At 75.0% G+C, this 13,402-nt stretch carries 11 protein-coding genes and 1 pseudogene; 5 read left to right on the plus strand and 7 right to left on the minus strand.

Annotation, left to right across the window (positions count from 1 at the left end; genetic code table 11):
* Positions 1–129 precede the first annotated feature (129 nt).
* Genes ACFT41_RS05525 through ACFT41_RS05535 form a run of 3 tightly spaced genes read right to left on the minus strand, consistent with a single transcriptional unit; the run spans position 130 to position 3,030 of the window.
* A complete protein-coding gene (locus tag ACFT41_RS05525; RefSeq protein WP_377589893.1) occupies positions 130–1,269 on the minus strand; it encodes a cystathionine gamma-lyase in 1,140 nt (379 codons plus the stop codon).
* A 10-nt stretch (positions 1,270–1,279) separates the two neighbouring features.
* Positions 1,280–2,287 (minus strand): NAD(P)H-dependent glycerol-3-phosphate dehydrogenase, encoded by a 1,008-nt coding sequence (locus ACFT41_RS05530; protein ID WP_377589894.1) that lies wholly within the window; start codon positions 2,285–2,287, stop codon positions 1,280–1,282.
* Positions 2,284–3,030, minus strand: a complete 747-nt coding sequence (locus ACFT41_RS05535) for a lysophospholipid acyltransferase family protein (protein WP_377589895.1) — start codon at positions 3,028–3,030, stop codon at positions 2,284–2,286. The genes ACFT41_RS05530 and ACFT41_RS05535 overlap by 4 nt, the downstream gene beginning before the upstream one ends.
* A gap of 123 nt (positions 3,031–3,153) precedes the next feature.
* Here ACFT41_RS05535 and cofC point away from each other — a divergent pair.
* The 4 genes and pseudogenes from cofC to ACFT41_RS05555 all read left to right on the plus strand — a co-directional run.
* A pseudogene (gene cofC, locus ACFT41_RS05540) lies at positions 3,154–3,807 on the plus strand (2-phospho-L-lactate guanylyltransferase); the annotation flags it as partial.
* 103 nt (positions 3,808–3,910) lie between these two features.
* Complete coding sequence (locus ACFT41_RS05545) at positions 3,911–4,108, plus strand: cold-shock protein (protein ID WP_377589896.1); 198 nt, start codon at positions 3,911–3,913, stop codon at positions 4,106–4,108.
* 53 nt (positions 4,109–4,161) lie between these two features.
* Positions 4,162–6,585, plus strand: a complete 2,424-nt coding sequence (locus ACFT41_RS05550; protein WP_377589897.1) for an RNA degradosome polyphosphate kinase — start codon at positions 4,162–4,164, stop codon at positions 6,583–6,585.
* A 15-nt stretch (positions 6,586–6,600) separates the two neighbouring features.
* Positions 6,601–7,497, plus strand: a complete 897-nt coding sequence (locus ACFT41_RS05555) for an NUDIX domain-containing protein (RefSeq protein ID WP_377589898.1) — start codon at positions 6,601–6,603, stop codon at positions 7,495–7,497.
* A 57-nt stretch (positions 7,498–7,554) separates the two neighbouring features.
* On the opposite strand, the gene ACFT41_RS05560 is transcribed toward ACFT41_RS05555, so the two are convergent.
* The 4 genes from ACFT41_RS05560 to leuC form a co-directional block, all read right to left on the minus strand.
* The gene (locus ACFT41_RS05560; protein ID WP_377589899.1) at positions 7,555–9,456 is read right to left on the minus strand and encodes an endonuclease/exonuclease/phosphatase family protein; all 1,902 of its coding nucleotides are present in this window, start codon (positions 9,454–9,456) and stop codon (positions 7,555–7,557) included.
* Positions 9,457–9,632: 176 nt separating this feature from the next.
* The gene (locus ACFT41_RS05565) at positions 9,633–10,385 is read right to left on the minus strand and encodes an HU family DNA-binding protein (protein WP_377613753.1); all 753 of its coding nucleotides are present in this window, start codon (positions 10,383–10,385) and stop codon (positions 9,633–9,635) included.
* A gap of 172 nt (positions 10,386–10,557) precedes the next feature.
* Positions 10,558–11,145, minus strand: a complete 588-nt coding sequence (gene leuD, locus ACFT41_RS05570) for a 3-isopropylmalate dehydratase small subunit (protein ID WP_377588563.1) — start codon at positions 11,143–11,145, stop codon at positions 10,558–10,560.
* 17 nt (positions 11,146–11,162) lie between these two features.
* On the minus strand, positions 11,163–12,605 hold the full coding sequence (gene leuC, locus ACFT41_RS05575) for a 3-isopropylmalate dehydratase large subunit (RefSeq protein WP_377588562.1): 1,443 nt from the start codon (positions 12,603–12,605) through the stop codon (positions 11,163–11,165).
* A 49-nt stretch (positions 12,606–12,654) separates the two neighbouring features.
* Between leuC and ACFT41_RS05580 the strand changes: the two genes are divergently transcribed.
* Complete coding sequence (locus ACFT41_RS05580) at positions 12,655–13,341, plus strand: IclR family transcriptional regulator (RefSeq protein WP_013284529.1); 687 nt, start codon at positions 12,655–12,657, stop codon at positions 13,339–13,341.
* Positions 13,342–13,402 lie beyond the last annotated feature (61 nt).

Genomic DNA, 13,402 nt, shown 5'->3' on the forward strand with positions numbered 1-13,402 from the left:
GCGGGTGGACCACCCCTCGCCCCGGCCCAGCCGGTGCTGCCGGGCGCGGTCGGCCGCCGTCAGCCGGGCCGGCGGGCGGTCACGCCGGTCAGCTCGACGTGAGAGGGGAACCCTTCTCTACCGTATGCGTTAACAGGGGGCCCTTCCTAAGGCAGCGGTGACGTCGGCGACCAGGTCGGCGGTGTCCTCCACGCCGCAGGAGAGCCGCACGAACCCGGGCGACGTGTCGTCGCCCCACTGCGCCCGCCGGTCGGCGGTGGTGTGCAGCCCGCCGAAGGAGGTCGCGGCGGCCACCAGCCGGGACGCGGTGAGGAACCGGGCCACCCGGTCGGCGTCGCCGAGGTCGAACGAGAGCACCCCGGGCATCCGGCGCAGCTGGGCCGAGGCCAGCGCGTACGCCGGGTCGCCCGGCAGCCCCGGCCAGCGCACGCCGGTGACGTCGGCCCGGCCGGCGAGCAGCCGGGCGAGCGCCTCCGCGTTGGCGCTCTGCCGGGCCAGCCGCAGGTCCAGGGTCGCCAGCGAGCGGTGCGCCAGCCACGCGTCGAACGCCCCCGGCACCGCCCCGGTCATGGTGCGCCAGGCGGTGACCGGGTCGAGCAGCCCGGCGGAGCGGGTCGCCACGTAGCCGAGCAGCAGGTCGGAGTGGCCGGTCAGGGCCTTCGTGCCGGAGGCGACGACCACGTCGGCGCCCAGGTCGAGCGGTCGCTGGCCGAGCGGGGTGGCCGTGGTGTTGTCGACCGCCACCAGGGCCCCGGCGGCGTGCGCGGCGGCGGCCAGGGCGGGCACGTCGGCGACGTCCAGGCCGGGATTCGCCGGCGACTCCAGCAGCACCAGCCGCACCCCCTGCAACGACGGGTACGGCCCGGCGGTCGGCGCGAACAGCACCCGCACGCCGAGCCCGGCGAGGGTGCCGGTGGCGAACGCCCGCACCGGGAAGTAGCCGTCGGCGGGGAGCACCACCGTGTCACCGGGGCGCAGCACGGCCAGCAGCAGGCCGGTGATCGCCGCCTGCCCGCTGGCGAAGACGCGCACGTCGCCGCCCTCCAGCTCGCCGATGGCCGCCTCCAGCAGCCGCCGGGTCGGGTTGTCCGGCCGGCCGTACCCGTTCGGGGTCGCCGCCGGGCCCTGCCGTGGGTCGAGGTGGTAGGGCGCGGCGAAGACCGGGCCGGGCAGGAACGGCTGCCCCGGGGCGGGCTCGGGCAGCCCGGCGCGCACGCACCGGGTGCCGTCGCCGTCGATGCTCCCGCCGTCGGTGCCGAAGGTCGTCACGCGGGCCGCCTCACTCGTACGACTCGGGCTTGGCGGTGCGGCTCATCAGCGCGTCGACGGCGAGCCGGGGGTCCGTCCCCTCGTGGCAGATCCGCTCGATCTGCTCGGTGATCGGCATCTCCACCCCGTGCGCGCGGGCCAGGTCCCGGATCGCCAGGCAGCTCTTCACACCCTCGGCGGTCTGCCGGGTGGCCGCCTGGGCCTGCTCCAGGTTCCCGCCCCGGCCCAGGTGCTCGCCGAAGGTGCGGTTGCGGGCCAGCGGCGACGAGCAGGACGCCACGAGGTCACCCATCCCGGCCAGGCCGGCGAAGGTGATCGGGTCCGCGCCGAGCGCCACCCCGAGGCGGGCGGTCTCGGCGAGCCCCCGGGTCATCAGCATCGCCCGGGTGTTGTCGCCGAAGCCCATCGCGGTGGCGATCCCGTACGCGAGGGCGATGACGTTCTTCACCGCCCCGCCCAGTTCGCAGCCGATCACGTCGTCGTTGGTGTACGGCCGGAAGTACGGCGTGCGGATCGACGACTGGACGAGTTGGGCGCGGCGGTCGTCGGTGCCGGCGACCACGGTGGCGGCGGGCTGCTCGGCGGCGATCTCGGGGGCCAGGTTGGGGCCGGAGACGACGACCACCCGGTCCGGGGTGACCCGGGCGGTCTCCACGATCACCTCGCTCATCCGCTTGGTGGTGCCCAGCTCGATGCCCTTCATCAGGGACACCAGGGTCGCGTCCGGGTGCAGGTCGCCGACCCACTCGGCGAGGTTGCCGCGCAGCGTCTGCGACGGCACCGCGAGCACCACGATCTCCGCGCCCCGGATGGCCTCGACGGCGCTGCCGGTGCCGGTGACCCGGTCGGGCAGCCGCAGGTCCGGCAGGTACTCCGGGTTGTGCCGGCGCAGCCGGATCGCCTCGGCCACCGGCTGCCGCCGGGCCCAGATCGTCACGTCCCGGCCGGCGTCGGCGAGGATCTTGGCGAAGGCGGTCCCCCACGACCCGGCCCCCAGCACCGCCACGTGGCCGGTCATGCCGCCTCCTCCCGGCCCCGCGTCGGGCGGGCGGCCCCGGCGGCCCGCGCCGGTCGTTCCCACAGTGGTGGCGGCGTCCCGCCCCGGATCTCGGCGAGCTGGTCGCGCAGGCGCAGCATGATGGTGTCCGTCATCTCTTCCAGGGTGGCCTTGGTGGGCGTGGAGCCGGCCCACCGGGTCAGGTCGACCGGCGGCCCGGCGACGACGGTCACCGGGATGCGGGGCCGCAGGCCCAACCGGTTGTTCCGGGGGTCGAAGAGCCGCTCCGGCCCCCACATGGTGACCGGGACCACCGGCGCGCCGGTGGCCAGCGCCAGCCGGGCGGCCCCGGTCTTGCCCTTCATCGGCCACAGGTCGGGCTCCCGGGTGGTGGTGCCCTCCGGGTAGATCACCACCGCGCCGCCGTCGCGCAGGGCGGCGACGAGGGCGTCCAGGGACTTGACGGCGTCGGCGGTGCCGCGCTCCACCGGGATCTGGAGGCAGCGGCGCAGGATCCAGCCCACCACGGGCACCCGGAAGACGCTGGCCTTGCCGAGGAACCGCGGCCAGCGCCCGGCGTCGTAGACGAAGTGCGCGGAGACCAGCGGGTCGGCGTGCGAGAGGTGGTTCGGGACGATGATGATCCCGCCGTCGTGGCGCAGGTGCTCCATGCCCCGCCAGGTGCGCCGGGTCCAGACCGTCAGCACGGGCTTGACCAACACCACGGCGAACCGTTGCCAGAAACCCAGCCTGCGCCGCGTCACCCTGCCTCCTCGTAGCCCCGGCCCCACGCCGCACCCGCCCATGCCGCCCGCAGCGAAATCATGCCTGCTCGCCCCCGGTACGGCCAGTGAGGGTACCGCCGGGCTGACTGGCAGGATTGTGCCGTGCGGCAGCGGACCTGGACTGTGGTGGTGCCGGTGAAGCGCCTCGGCGTGGCGAAGAGCCGGCTGCGGGGGGCGCTGCCGGCCGTACCCCACGAGGAGCTGGCGCTGGCCCTGGCGGCCGACACGGTCGCCGCGGTGCGGGCGTGCCCGGCGGTCGCCGGGGTGGTCGTGGTCACCCACGACGCCCGCGTGGCGGCGGCGGTCCGCGCGGCGGACGTGCGGGTCGTGCCGGACGCGCCGGACGCCGGCCTGAACGCGGCGTTCCGGCTCGGGGCGGCGGTCGCGGCCGACGGCGGGGGGTGGGTGGCCGGGCTCACAGCGGACCTGCCGGCGCTGCGCCCGGCCGAGCTGACCGCCGCGCTGCGCACGATCGCCGCCGGCCCACCGGGGGTACGCCGGTTCGTCGCCGACGCCCCGGGGACCGGCACGGTGCTGCTCGCCGCGCCGCCCGGCGTGCCGCTGGACCCCCGGTTCGGGGTCGGCTCGGCCGGGGCGCACGAGGCGGGCGGGGCGCTGCCGCTGGCCGGCGACTGGCCCACCCTGCGCCGGGACGTCGACACCGCGGCCGACCTGGCCGCCGCCGCCCGGCTCGGGCTCGGGCCGCGCACCGCCGCCCTCACCGGCGTGACCGACCCGGTCGCTGGGGCAGGCGTGATCCGCCCGGTCGGCGGGGACGGCGGGACCGGGCCGGCCGGCGTGGGCGAGCCGGCGGGCCGCGCCGGCTGAGCCGCCACCGGCGCCGGTGTACGGTGCTGGCATGCAGGGCACCGTGGCCACCTACGACGCGGCGACGCGCAGCGGCGTGCTGCTGCTCGACGACGGCACCGAGCTGGTGTTCCCGGCGCGGGCCTTCGACGCCTCCGGCCTGCGGCTGCTCCGGCTGGGCCAGCGGGTCCGGGTCGAGACCGACGCCGCCGGGGAGATCGTCCGGGTGACGTTGCCGACGATGCCGTGAGCTCCCCGCCCAAGTTCATTTTGCGTTAACCCGTTCCGGGACATTATGAGCAGGTGAGCACCCCTCGCGAGCACCCCAGCGGCCCGGCCATCGATCACCAGTCCGCCGACGAGCACCCCGCACCCGCCGGCGACCGGCAGGTACCCGGCGGCGACCGTTCCGCGCCTGTCGCGCCGGCGCGCCGGCGCGACAGGCCCCGCCGGCGCGGCACCGACGGCCGGTTCCGCCCGCGCGACACGCCCGAAGCTGCCGGGCCGACCGGGACGGCCGGAGGCGAATCGGCGGCGGCCGGTCCCGCCCCGGAAGCTGGCGACCCGCCGACGGCCCCGCTGGGCCGGGCGGCGGCGTCCGCCGGCCTGGAGGAGGTGCTCGACGCCGAGCCCTTCCCGGACGACGAGCCCACGCCACCGAAGCCGCTGCCCGAGGACCGGTTCCTCAACCGGGAGCTGTCCTGGCTCGACTTCAACGCCCGGGTGCTGGCCCTGGCCGAGGACCCGCGCACGCCGCTGCTGGAGCGGGCCAAGTTCCTGGCGATCTTCGCCAGCAACCTCGACGAGTTCTACATGGTCCGGGTGGCCGGCCTGAAGCGCCGCCAGTCCGCCGGGCTGCCGGTGCGCGGCGGGGACCGGCTGCCGCTGCGTACCCAGCTGGAGCGGATCGGCGAGCGGACCGCCGAGCTGGTCGGCCGGCACGCCTCCTGCTTCGTCGACGACGTGCTGCCGAAGCTCGCCGCCGAGGACATCCGCATCCTGCGCTGGACCGACCTGGACGCGCCCGAGCGGGAACGGCTGCGCACCTACTTCCGGGAACACATCTTCCCGGTGCTGACCCCGCTCGCGGTCGACCCGGCGCACCCGTTCCCGTACATCTCGGGGCGGTCGCTGAACCTGGCCGTGGCGGTCCGCGACCCCGACGGCGGCTCGGAGCTGTTCGCCCGGGTCAAGGTGCCCAACAACGTGCCCCGCTTCGTCCGGGTCGACCGGGAGTCCCCCGGGGTGCGGGTGCTCCCGGTCGAGGAGCTGATCTCGGTGCACCTGGGGCAGCTCTTCTCCGGGATGCAGGTCGTCGAGTGCCACCTGTTCCGGGTCACCCGCAACGCCGAGGTGGAGGTCGACGAGGACCGCGACGAGGACCTCCTCCAGGCCCTGGAGCGGGAACTGGCCCGCCGCCGGTTCGGCCCGCCGGTGCGGCTGGAGGTCGCCGCCTCCATCTCCGACCACATGCTGGAGCTGCTCGTCCGCGAGCTGGACATGGACAGCCACGACGTGCTGCGGGTACGTGGGCTGCTCGATCTGTCGGCGCTGTGGCAGCTCTACGGCGACGCCGACCGGCCCGACCTGAAGGACCCGCCGTTCGTGCCGGCCACCCATCCCCGGCTCACCGAGGGTGAGGTGCCGCGCAGCGTCTTCGCGACCCTGCGCGACGGCGACGTGCTGGTGCACCACCCGTACCACTCGTTCGCGACCAGCGTGCAGCGCTTCGTCGAACAGGCCGCCGCCGACCCGGACGTGCTGGCCATCAAGCAGACCCTCTACCGCACCAGCGGGGACTCCCCCATCGTCGACGCGCTGGTCGACGCCGCCGCCGCCGGCAAGCAGGTGGTGGTGCTGGTGGAGCTGAAGGCCCGCTTCGACGAGGTGGCCAACATCGGCTGGGCGCGCACCCTGGAGCGCGCGGGCTGCCACGTCGTGTACGGCCTGGTGGGCCTCAAGACGCACTGCAAGACCGCCCTGGTGGTACGCCAGGAGGGCAACCAGATCCGCCGCTACTGCCACATCGGCACCGGCAACTACCACCCGAAGACCGCCCGGCTCTACGAGGACTTCGGCATGCTCACCGCCGACCCGGAGATCGGCGCGGACCTGACGGACCTGTTCAACGTGCTGACCGGCTACAGCCGGCAGACCGCGTACCGGCGGCTGCTGGTGGCGCCGCAGGGCATCCGGCGGGGTCTGATCGAGCGGATCGAGCGGGAGATCAGCCACGTCCGGCTCGGCATGCCCGGGCTGGTCCAGTTCAAGGTCAACTCGCTGGTCGACGAGGAGGTCACCGACGCGCTCTACCGGGCGTCCCGGGCCGGGGTGCACGTGGACCTGATGATCCGGGGCATGTGCACGCTGCGCCCGGGAGTGCCGGGGCTGTCGGAGAACATCCGGGTCCGCTCGATCCTCGGCCGGTTCCTGGAGCACTCCCGGATCTTCCGGTTCGGCAACAACGGCTCCGCCGAGTTCTGGATGGGCTCGGCCGACCTGATGCACCGCAACCTCGACCGCCGGGTGGAGGCGCTGGTGCAGGTGAGCGACCCGATCGCCCGCGCCGAGCTGGACCACGTGCTCACCGCCGCGTTCAGCCCCGACGTGGAGGCGTTCGAGCTGCACGGCGACGGCTCCTGGACCCGGCGTACCGGCACGGAGCAGGCCCCGCCGACCCATCTGCAGGACCTGCTGCTGCGCCGGGTCGGCGGCACGGCCGGATGAGCCTAGGCTGAGCGGATGCCGGAGCGGGAACGCGTGATCCGGGCGGCGGGCGGGGTGGCCTGGCGTCCGGCCGACGGCGGCGTGCTGGTCTGCCTCGTGCACCGCCCCCGCTACGGGGACTGGTCGCTGCCGAAGGGCAAGCTGGAGCCGGGCGAGCACCCGCTGCTGGCCGCCGTGCGGGAGGTCGCCGAGGAGGCCGACGTACGGGCGGTGCCGCAGGTGCGGCTGCCCACCGTGCGGTACCGCAGCGAGGGCCGGCCGAAGGTCGTCGACTACTGGTCGATGCAGGCCGTCGGCGCGGGTGGCTTCCAGCCCGACACCGAGGTCGACGACATCCGCTGGCTGCCCGTCGGGGAGGCCGCCCGCCTGGTCAGCTACCCGCACGACGCCGAGGTGCTGACCGCGTTCGCCACCCTCCCGCCGGTCACCGCGACGGTGGCCCTGGTCCGGCACGCGCAGGCGGGCCAGCGCGGCACCTGGTCCGGCCCGGACGCCGCCCGGACGCTCGACGCCACCGGTTGGGCCCAGGCGCACGCCCTCGCGCCCCTGGTGGCCCTGGTCCGCCCGGCCCGGCTGCTGTCGGCCGCCGCCCGCCGCTGCGTGCAGACCCTCGACCCGGCCGCCGCCCTGCTCGACCTGCCGATCGAGGTGACCGGCGACCTGGACGAGCCGCTGCCCGGCCAGGACCCGCACGAACGGGCGCTGGCCGCCGCCGCCTGCCTGGCCGGGCTGGCCGCCGCCGGGGGCACGGCCGGGGTGTGCAGCCAGGGCAAGGTGATCCCCGGCGCGTTGGAGCGCCTCACCGGCCGCGCCGACGACTTCACCACCCCGAAGGGCGGCGGCTGGCTGCTCGCCTTCGCGGCCGACCGCCTCCTCGCCGCCGACCGCTTGCAAGGAAGGGCCCCTTCTTAACGCCTACGGTAGAGAAGGGTTCCCCTCTCACCACCGCACCCGCAGGGCCAGGGCGCGTCACGGCAGGGCGAGGGTCACCGCGACCGGCAGGTGGTCGCTGGCGGTGCTGCGGGGCGCCACCGGGTCGGCGGCCCGCACGCCCGCCGAGACCAGCACGTGGTCGATCTGCTCGCGCGGGTCGTCGGCCGGGCTCGTCGGCAGGGGCCGGGCCGAGGCCAGCGCGTCCACCAGCCCGGCGCGGGTGAACTCCGCATACCCCGGGGAGCCCGGCTCGGTGTTCAGGTCGCCGGCGACCACGAGGGGCAGTCCGGCGGCGTACCGAAAGGCGAAGCCCGCCACCGCGCGGGCCTGCGCCACCGGCTCCCGTCCCGGCGGCGGTTGCAGATGGGTGGCGACCACCGCGAGGCGTACGTCGCCGCCGAGGTCCACGGTGACGCCGAGCGCCTGGGCGCCGGTCGGCGCGCCCACCGAGGCCAGCCGCTCGCTGCGGGCCGCCGCCATGGGGAACCGGCTGAGCACCGCGTCGCCCCAGAGCGGATCGGCGGCGGGCGCGAAGACGTACGGCATGCGCAACCGCGCCGCGAGCAGGGCCAGGGTGTCGTGGCCTCCGTTGAGCAGCCAGCCCCGGTCCACCTCGCCGAGCACCACCACGTCGGGGCGCTCGCGGGCGACCACCCGGGCCAGCCCGCCGGGGTCGAACCGCCCGTCCAGTCCGTACCCCATCCGGATGTTGTACGCGACCACCCGGACACCCGCCGGGGGCGTGCCAGGCCGCAGCGGGGTGGGAACGCCGAACGGCAGCCCCGTCGCGACGAGCACGACGAGAGTGGTCGCCGCGGTGATTCCCGGTACCCACCGCCGGGGCGGCGTGGACGTCGCCCTCCGGGGCCCGCCGCCGAGGGCCACGGCGGCGACGAGGCCGGCCACCCCGACCGGTACGGCGGCGTTGGGGTAACCGAGGTCGTAGGCGGCGTAGTAGCCGACGGCAGCGACGGCGAAGAGCAGCATGCCCAGCACCGCCGCGAGACCGGGCCGGCTGCTCCGCCACGGCGTGGCCCCGCCGGTGGGCGGCGCGGCAGCAGGCGGCGCGGCCCCGGCGAGGGCGAGGCAGGCCCCCGTACCGGCGGCGGCCAGCACCACCGCCGGCCCCAGCAGCTGCGGCTCGCCGGTGGCGAACAGCACCGCGCCGGCCACCAGCGCCAGCGGGCCGGCCCCCCGCCAGGGTCCCCGGGGCGGCCGGTTCAGCGCGCCGAACAGGAAGAGGCCGACGGCCCAGGCCACCAGGGTGGAGAGGTCGCCGGGCTCCGGTGACCGGGCGAGTCCGCTTTCGGACCCACCCCGATAGGAGGAAGCTGTCGCGGCCACCGCCGGGGAGAGGGCCACGAGGCCGGTCAGCAGCAGCGCCGGGCCGGCGAGCAGCCACGCGCGGGCACCACCCGGTTCCGCCGGCCGCGCGGGGCGGGCCGTGGCGACCAGGAACAGCGCCACGAGGGCCACGCTGCCGGACCACCCGGCCGGACCACCCCGCCAGACCAGGTCGTACGTGCCGAGCGAGGCGTGCACGATCGCGCCGAGGGCGATGCCCAGCGCCAGCCCGGGCACCGGCCGGCCGGTGGTGGTGGCGGTGCCGGCCAGCCAGAGCAGCCCGGCGAGGAGGCCGGCGGTGGCCAGCCAGAGCTGCATACGCCCGCCCGGTGCGGCGGTGAGGGCGAGCCGTGCGCCGCCCAGCGCCACGGCGGCGGCGAGCGTGGCGGGTCGCGCCCCGAGCCGGCGGACCAGCAGCGGGAACGCCAGCGCGAGCACGAACCAGCCCAGCGCGAACGCGCCCAGCAGTTCGGCGGGGGTAGCGGCGGCCTGCCCGAAGATGGTGATTACCGACGGAAGGAAGACCCGCAGCACGTCCGTGAGCACGACGATGCCGAGGGCGAGCGCGGCGGTGCTGAGGTTCCGGTAGCGCACGGGCTGCCTTTCGCCGACCGGTGAGGGGTTCGGCGATTCTCCGCACGCCGCACGCCGCACGCCACAGGTCAATGGTCGGGACACCGGCCGCCAGAGACCACCCGGCCGTCGGGCCCACGCACGCCGCGGGGCGCCCACCGTTCGGGTGGGCGCCCCGCGGGACGGTGCCGGCCTTGTCAGCGCTTGGTGGCAGCCTTCTTGGCCGGGGACTTCTTCGCCGGCGCCTTCTTGGCCGCCGTGCTCTTGGCCGTGGTGCTCTTGGCCGCCGCCGTGGTGGTCTTCTTCGCCACGGTCGACCTGGTCGCCGCCGCCGACTTCTTCGCCGGAGCGGCCTTCTTGGTGGCGGTCTTGGCCGCCGTCGTCTTGGCCGCCTTCGCCGGGGCGGCCTTCTTCGTCGCGACGGCCGCCTTCGTGCCGGCGGCCTTCGCCCCGGTCGCCTTGGCCGTGGTGGCCTTCGTACCGGCGGCCTTCGTGCCGGTCGCCTTGGCCCCGGCCGCCTTCGCGGTGGTGGCCTTCGCTCCGGCCGCCCTGACGGTGGTGGCCTTGGCCGTGGTGGCCTTCGCGCCGACCGCCTTGGCCGTGGTGGCCTTGGCAGTCGTCGCCTTGGTGGCGGCCGTGGCGGTCTTCTTCGCCGCCACCGTGGCCTTCGGCACCTTCCCGCTGGCCACCATCTCCTTGAAGCCGGCGCCGGCCCGGAAGGTCGGAACGGATGTCTTCTTGACCTTCACCGCCTCGCCGGTCCGCGGGTTGCGCGCTGTTCGCGCCCCCCGGACGCGCTTCTCGAACGCTCCGAATCCGGTGATCGCCACCTTCTCGCCCTTGGTGACCGCCGCCTGGACCTCAGCGAGGACCGCGTCGAGCGCGGCCGTCGCCGTCTTCCGGTCCCCCAGGCGAACAGCGAGCGCCTCGATGAGCTCGGCCTTGTTCACGACTTCCTCCCGATTGTGCAACTGACTCGACGCGAGCCATTCTGCGCGCACGGTATGCCCTGTGCTGCCTGGACACAAACATTCGGTGGAAAAAAGCCCTTGTGTCGTAACGGATTCGCCCCCACCGGCTGGGCCGGTGGGGGCGGAAACCGATGCGGGATCGGGCGTACGGCTATGCCACGGAGGGCAGGAACGGCCTCCGGCCGCGCTCGTACGAGGTGATGGCGGCCTCGTGCCGAAGGGTGAGTCCAATGTCATCCAACCCCTCCATCAGCCGCCAGCGGCTGAAGTCGTCGAGGGGGAACGACCAGGCGGCGCCCCCGGCCCGGACCTCGCGGGTAGCCAGGTCGACGGTGACCGGGGTCGTCGGGTCGGACTCGACGAGGGCCCACAACTCCTCGACGGCCCGCAATTCCAACTCGACCGGCAGCAGACCCTCCTTGAGGGCATTGCCCCGGAAGATGTCACCGAACCGGGGCGACACCACCGCCTTGAACCCCCAGTCGCGCAGCGCCCACACGGCGTGCTCCCGGGACGACCCGGTGCCGAACTCCGGGCCGGCCACAAGAATGGACGCACCCGAATATGCCGAATCGTTCAACACGAATGAGGGGTCCTCCCGCCACGCGTTGAAGAGCCCGTCGGCGAATCCGGTCCGGGTCACCCGCTTGAGGTACACGGCGGGGATGATCTGATCGGTGTCCACATTGGAACGGCGTAGCGGCACGGCGGTGCCGGTGTGCACGGTGAACTTGTCCATCTGGCGCGGCTGCCCTTCTACAGGTCGGCGGGGGCGGCGAGCCGGCCGACCACGGCGGTGGCGGCGGCGACCGGCGGCGACACCAGGTGGGTGCGTCCGCCCCGGCCCTGGCGGCCCTCGAAGTTGCGGTTGGAGGTCGAGGCGGAACGCTCGCCCGGGGCAAGCGTGTCCGGGTTCATGCCCAGGCACATCGAGCAGCCGGCAAACCGCCACTCGGCCCCGGCGTCGGTGAAGACCTTGTCCAGCCCTTCGGCCTCGGCGGCCTCCCGGACGACGGCCGAGCCGGGCACCACGAGCATCCGTACGCCGTCGGCGACCCGGTGCCCGCGCAGCACGTCGGCGGCGGCCCGGAGGTCCTCCAGGCGGCCGTTGGTGCAGGAGCCGACGAAGACCACGTCGACGGAGAGGTCGCGCAGCGGGGTGCCGGGGGTGAGGGCCATGTATTCCAGGGCGCGGCGGGCGGCGGCCCGCTCGGACTCGCCGGCGAACTCCTCCGGGTCCGGCACGGCCGCGCCCAGCGGCGCGCCCTGGCCCGGGTTGGTGCCCCAGGTGACGAACGGCGTGAGCCGGCTCGCGTCGAGGGTCACCTCGGCGTCGAACGTCGCGCCCTCGTCGGTGGGCAGGCTCCGCCAGTGTTCCACCGCCGCGTCCCAGTCCGCGCCCGCGGGGGCGTTCGGCCGCCCCTTGAGGTACGCGAAGGTGGTCTCGTCCGGCGCGATCATGCCGGCCTTGGCGCCCCACTCGATGGACATGTTGGCGACGGTCATCCGCCCCTCCATGGAGAGCGCGCGGATCGCCTCGCCCCGGTACTCCACGATGTGGCCCCGGCCACCCCCGGTGCCGACCTGGGCGATGAGGGCGAGCACCAGGTCCTTGGCGGTGACGCCGGGGCCGAGCTGGCCGGTGACGTTCACGGCCATCGTCTTCGGGCGGCCCTGCGGCAGCGTCTGGGTGGCCAGCACGTGCTCGACCTCGCTGGTGCCGATGCCGAACGCGAGCGCGCCGAAGGCGCCGTGGGTGGCGGTGTGGGAATCGCCACAGACGATCGTCATGCCGGGCTGGGTGACGCCCAGCTGCGGGCCGATGACGTGCACGATGCCCTGGTTGGCGTCGCCGAGCGGGTGCAGCCGTACGCCGAACTCGGCGCAGTTGCGGCGTAGCGTCTCGATCTGGGTGCGGGAGGTGGGGTCCGCGATCGTGAGCAGGTCGCCGCGCCGCAGCGAGAACGCCGGGTCCGCGTACCCCGTGGGGGTGTTGTGGTCCTCGGTCGCGAGCGTGAGGTCGGTGCGGCGCACGCGGCGGCCGGCGAGCCGCAGGCCGTCGAACGCCTGCGGGCTGGTGACCTCGTGCAGCAGGTGCAGGTCGATGTAGAGCAGGTCCGGTTCACCGTCGGCGGACCGGACGACGTGCGCGTCCCAGACCTTCTCGGCCAGGGTCCTCGGTCGAGTGTCTCCCACCATCTGGACATCCTAAATTCTGGGAGGTAAGTTTCGGCTTGTGGGACACAGTATGAGCGGTGTCGGCGTTCTCGACAAGGCGGTGGTCATCCTGGCCGCCTGCGTCGACGGCGCCAGCCTGGCCGAACTCGTTGAACGCACCAAGCTGCCCCGGGCCACCGCGCACCGGCTGGCACAGGCGCTGGAGATCCACCGGATGCTGGTCCGGGACACCCAGGGCCGTTGGCGCCCGGGCCCCCGACTCGGTGAGCTCGCCAACGCCGCGCCGGACGTGCTGCTGACAGCGGCGGAGCCGCTGTTGGCCGCGCTGCGCGACGCCACCGGGGAGAGCGCCCAGCTCTACCTGCGCCGCGCGGACGAGCGGATCTGCGTGGCCGCCGCCGAGCGGGCCAGCGGGCTGCGGGACACCGTCCCGGTGGGCTCGGTGCTGCCGATGACCGCCGGTTCGGCGGCGCAGATCCTGCTGGCCTGGGAGCCGCCGGAGGCGGTGATGCCGCTGCTGCCCCGGTCCAAGTTCACCGGGCGCACCCTCGCCGAGGTGCGCCGGCGCGGCTGGGCGCAGAGCGTCGCCGAGCGGGAGGCGGGTGTGGCGAGCGTCTCGGCACCGATCCGCGACCGCACGGGCCGGGTGATCGCCGCGATCAGCATCTCCGGCCCGATCGAGCGCCTCGGCCGCCGCCCCGGCGAACGTCACGCCATGGCCGTCGTCCGAGCCGGCCAACGCCTGAGCGGCCTCTGACCACGGCGGAGACGGAGGAAGGCCCGCCTCACCGGGTGAGACGGGCCTTCCGCGGTCGTAC

Source organism: Micromonospora sp. NPDC057141 (genome assembly GCF_042670805.1).
In the GTDB taxonomy this organism is placed as follows: domain Bacteria; phylum Actinomycetota; class Actinomycetes; order Mycobacteriales; family Micromonosporaceae; genus Micromonospora.

What these genes read in the sequence shown, in the direction of transcription:
- ACFT41_RS05530 (WP_377589894.1), bottom strand. Translation starts at nt 2,287, where the DNA reads ATGACCGGCCACGTGGCGGTGCTGGGGGCCGGGTCGTGGGGGACCGCC.
- ACFT41_RS05545 (WP_377589896.1), top strand. Translation starts at nt 3,911, where the DNA reads ATGCAGGGCACCGTGGCCACCTACGACGCGGCGACGCGCAGCGGCGTG.
- ACFT41_RS05555 (WP_377589898.1), top strand. Translation starts at nt 6,601, where the DNA reads ATGCCGGAGCGGGAACGCGTGATCCGGGCGGCGGGCGGGGTGGCCTGG.
- leuD (WP_377588563.1), bottom strand. Translation starts at nt 11,145, where the DNA reads ATGGACAAGTTCACCGTGCACACCGGCACCGCCGTGCCGCTACGCCGT.
- leuC (WP_377588562.1), bottom strand. Translation starts at nt 12,605, where the DNA reads ATGGTGGGAGACACTCGACCGAGGACCCTGGCCGAGAAGGTCTGGGAC.
- ACFT41_RS05580 (WP_013284529.1), top strand. Translation starts at nt 12,655, where the DNA reads ATGAGCGGTGTCGGCGTTCTCGACAAGGCGGTGGTCATCCTGGCCGCC.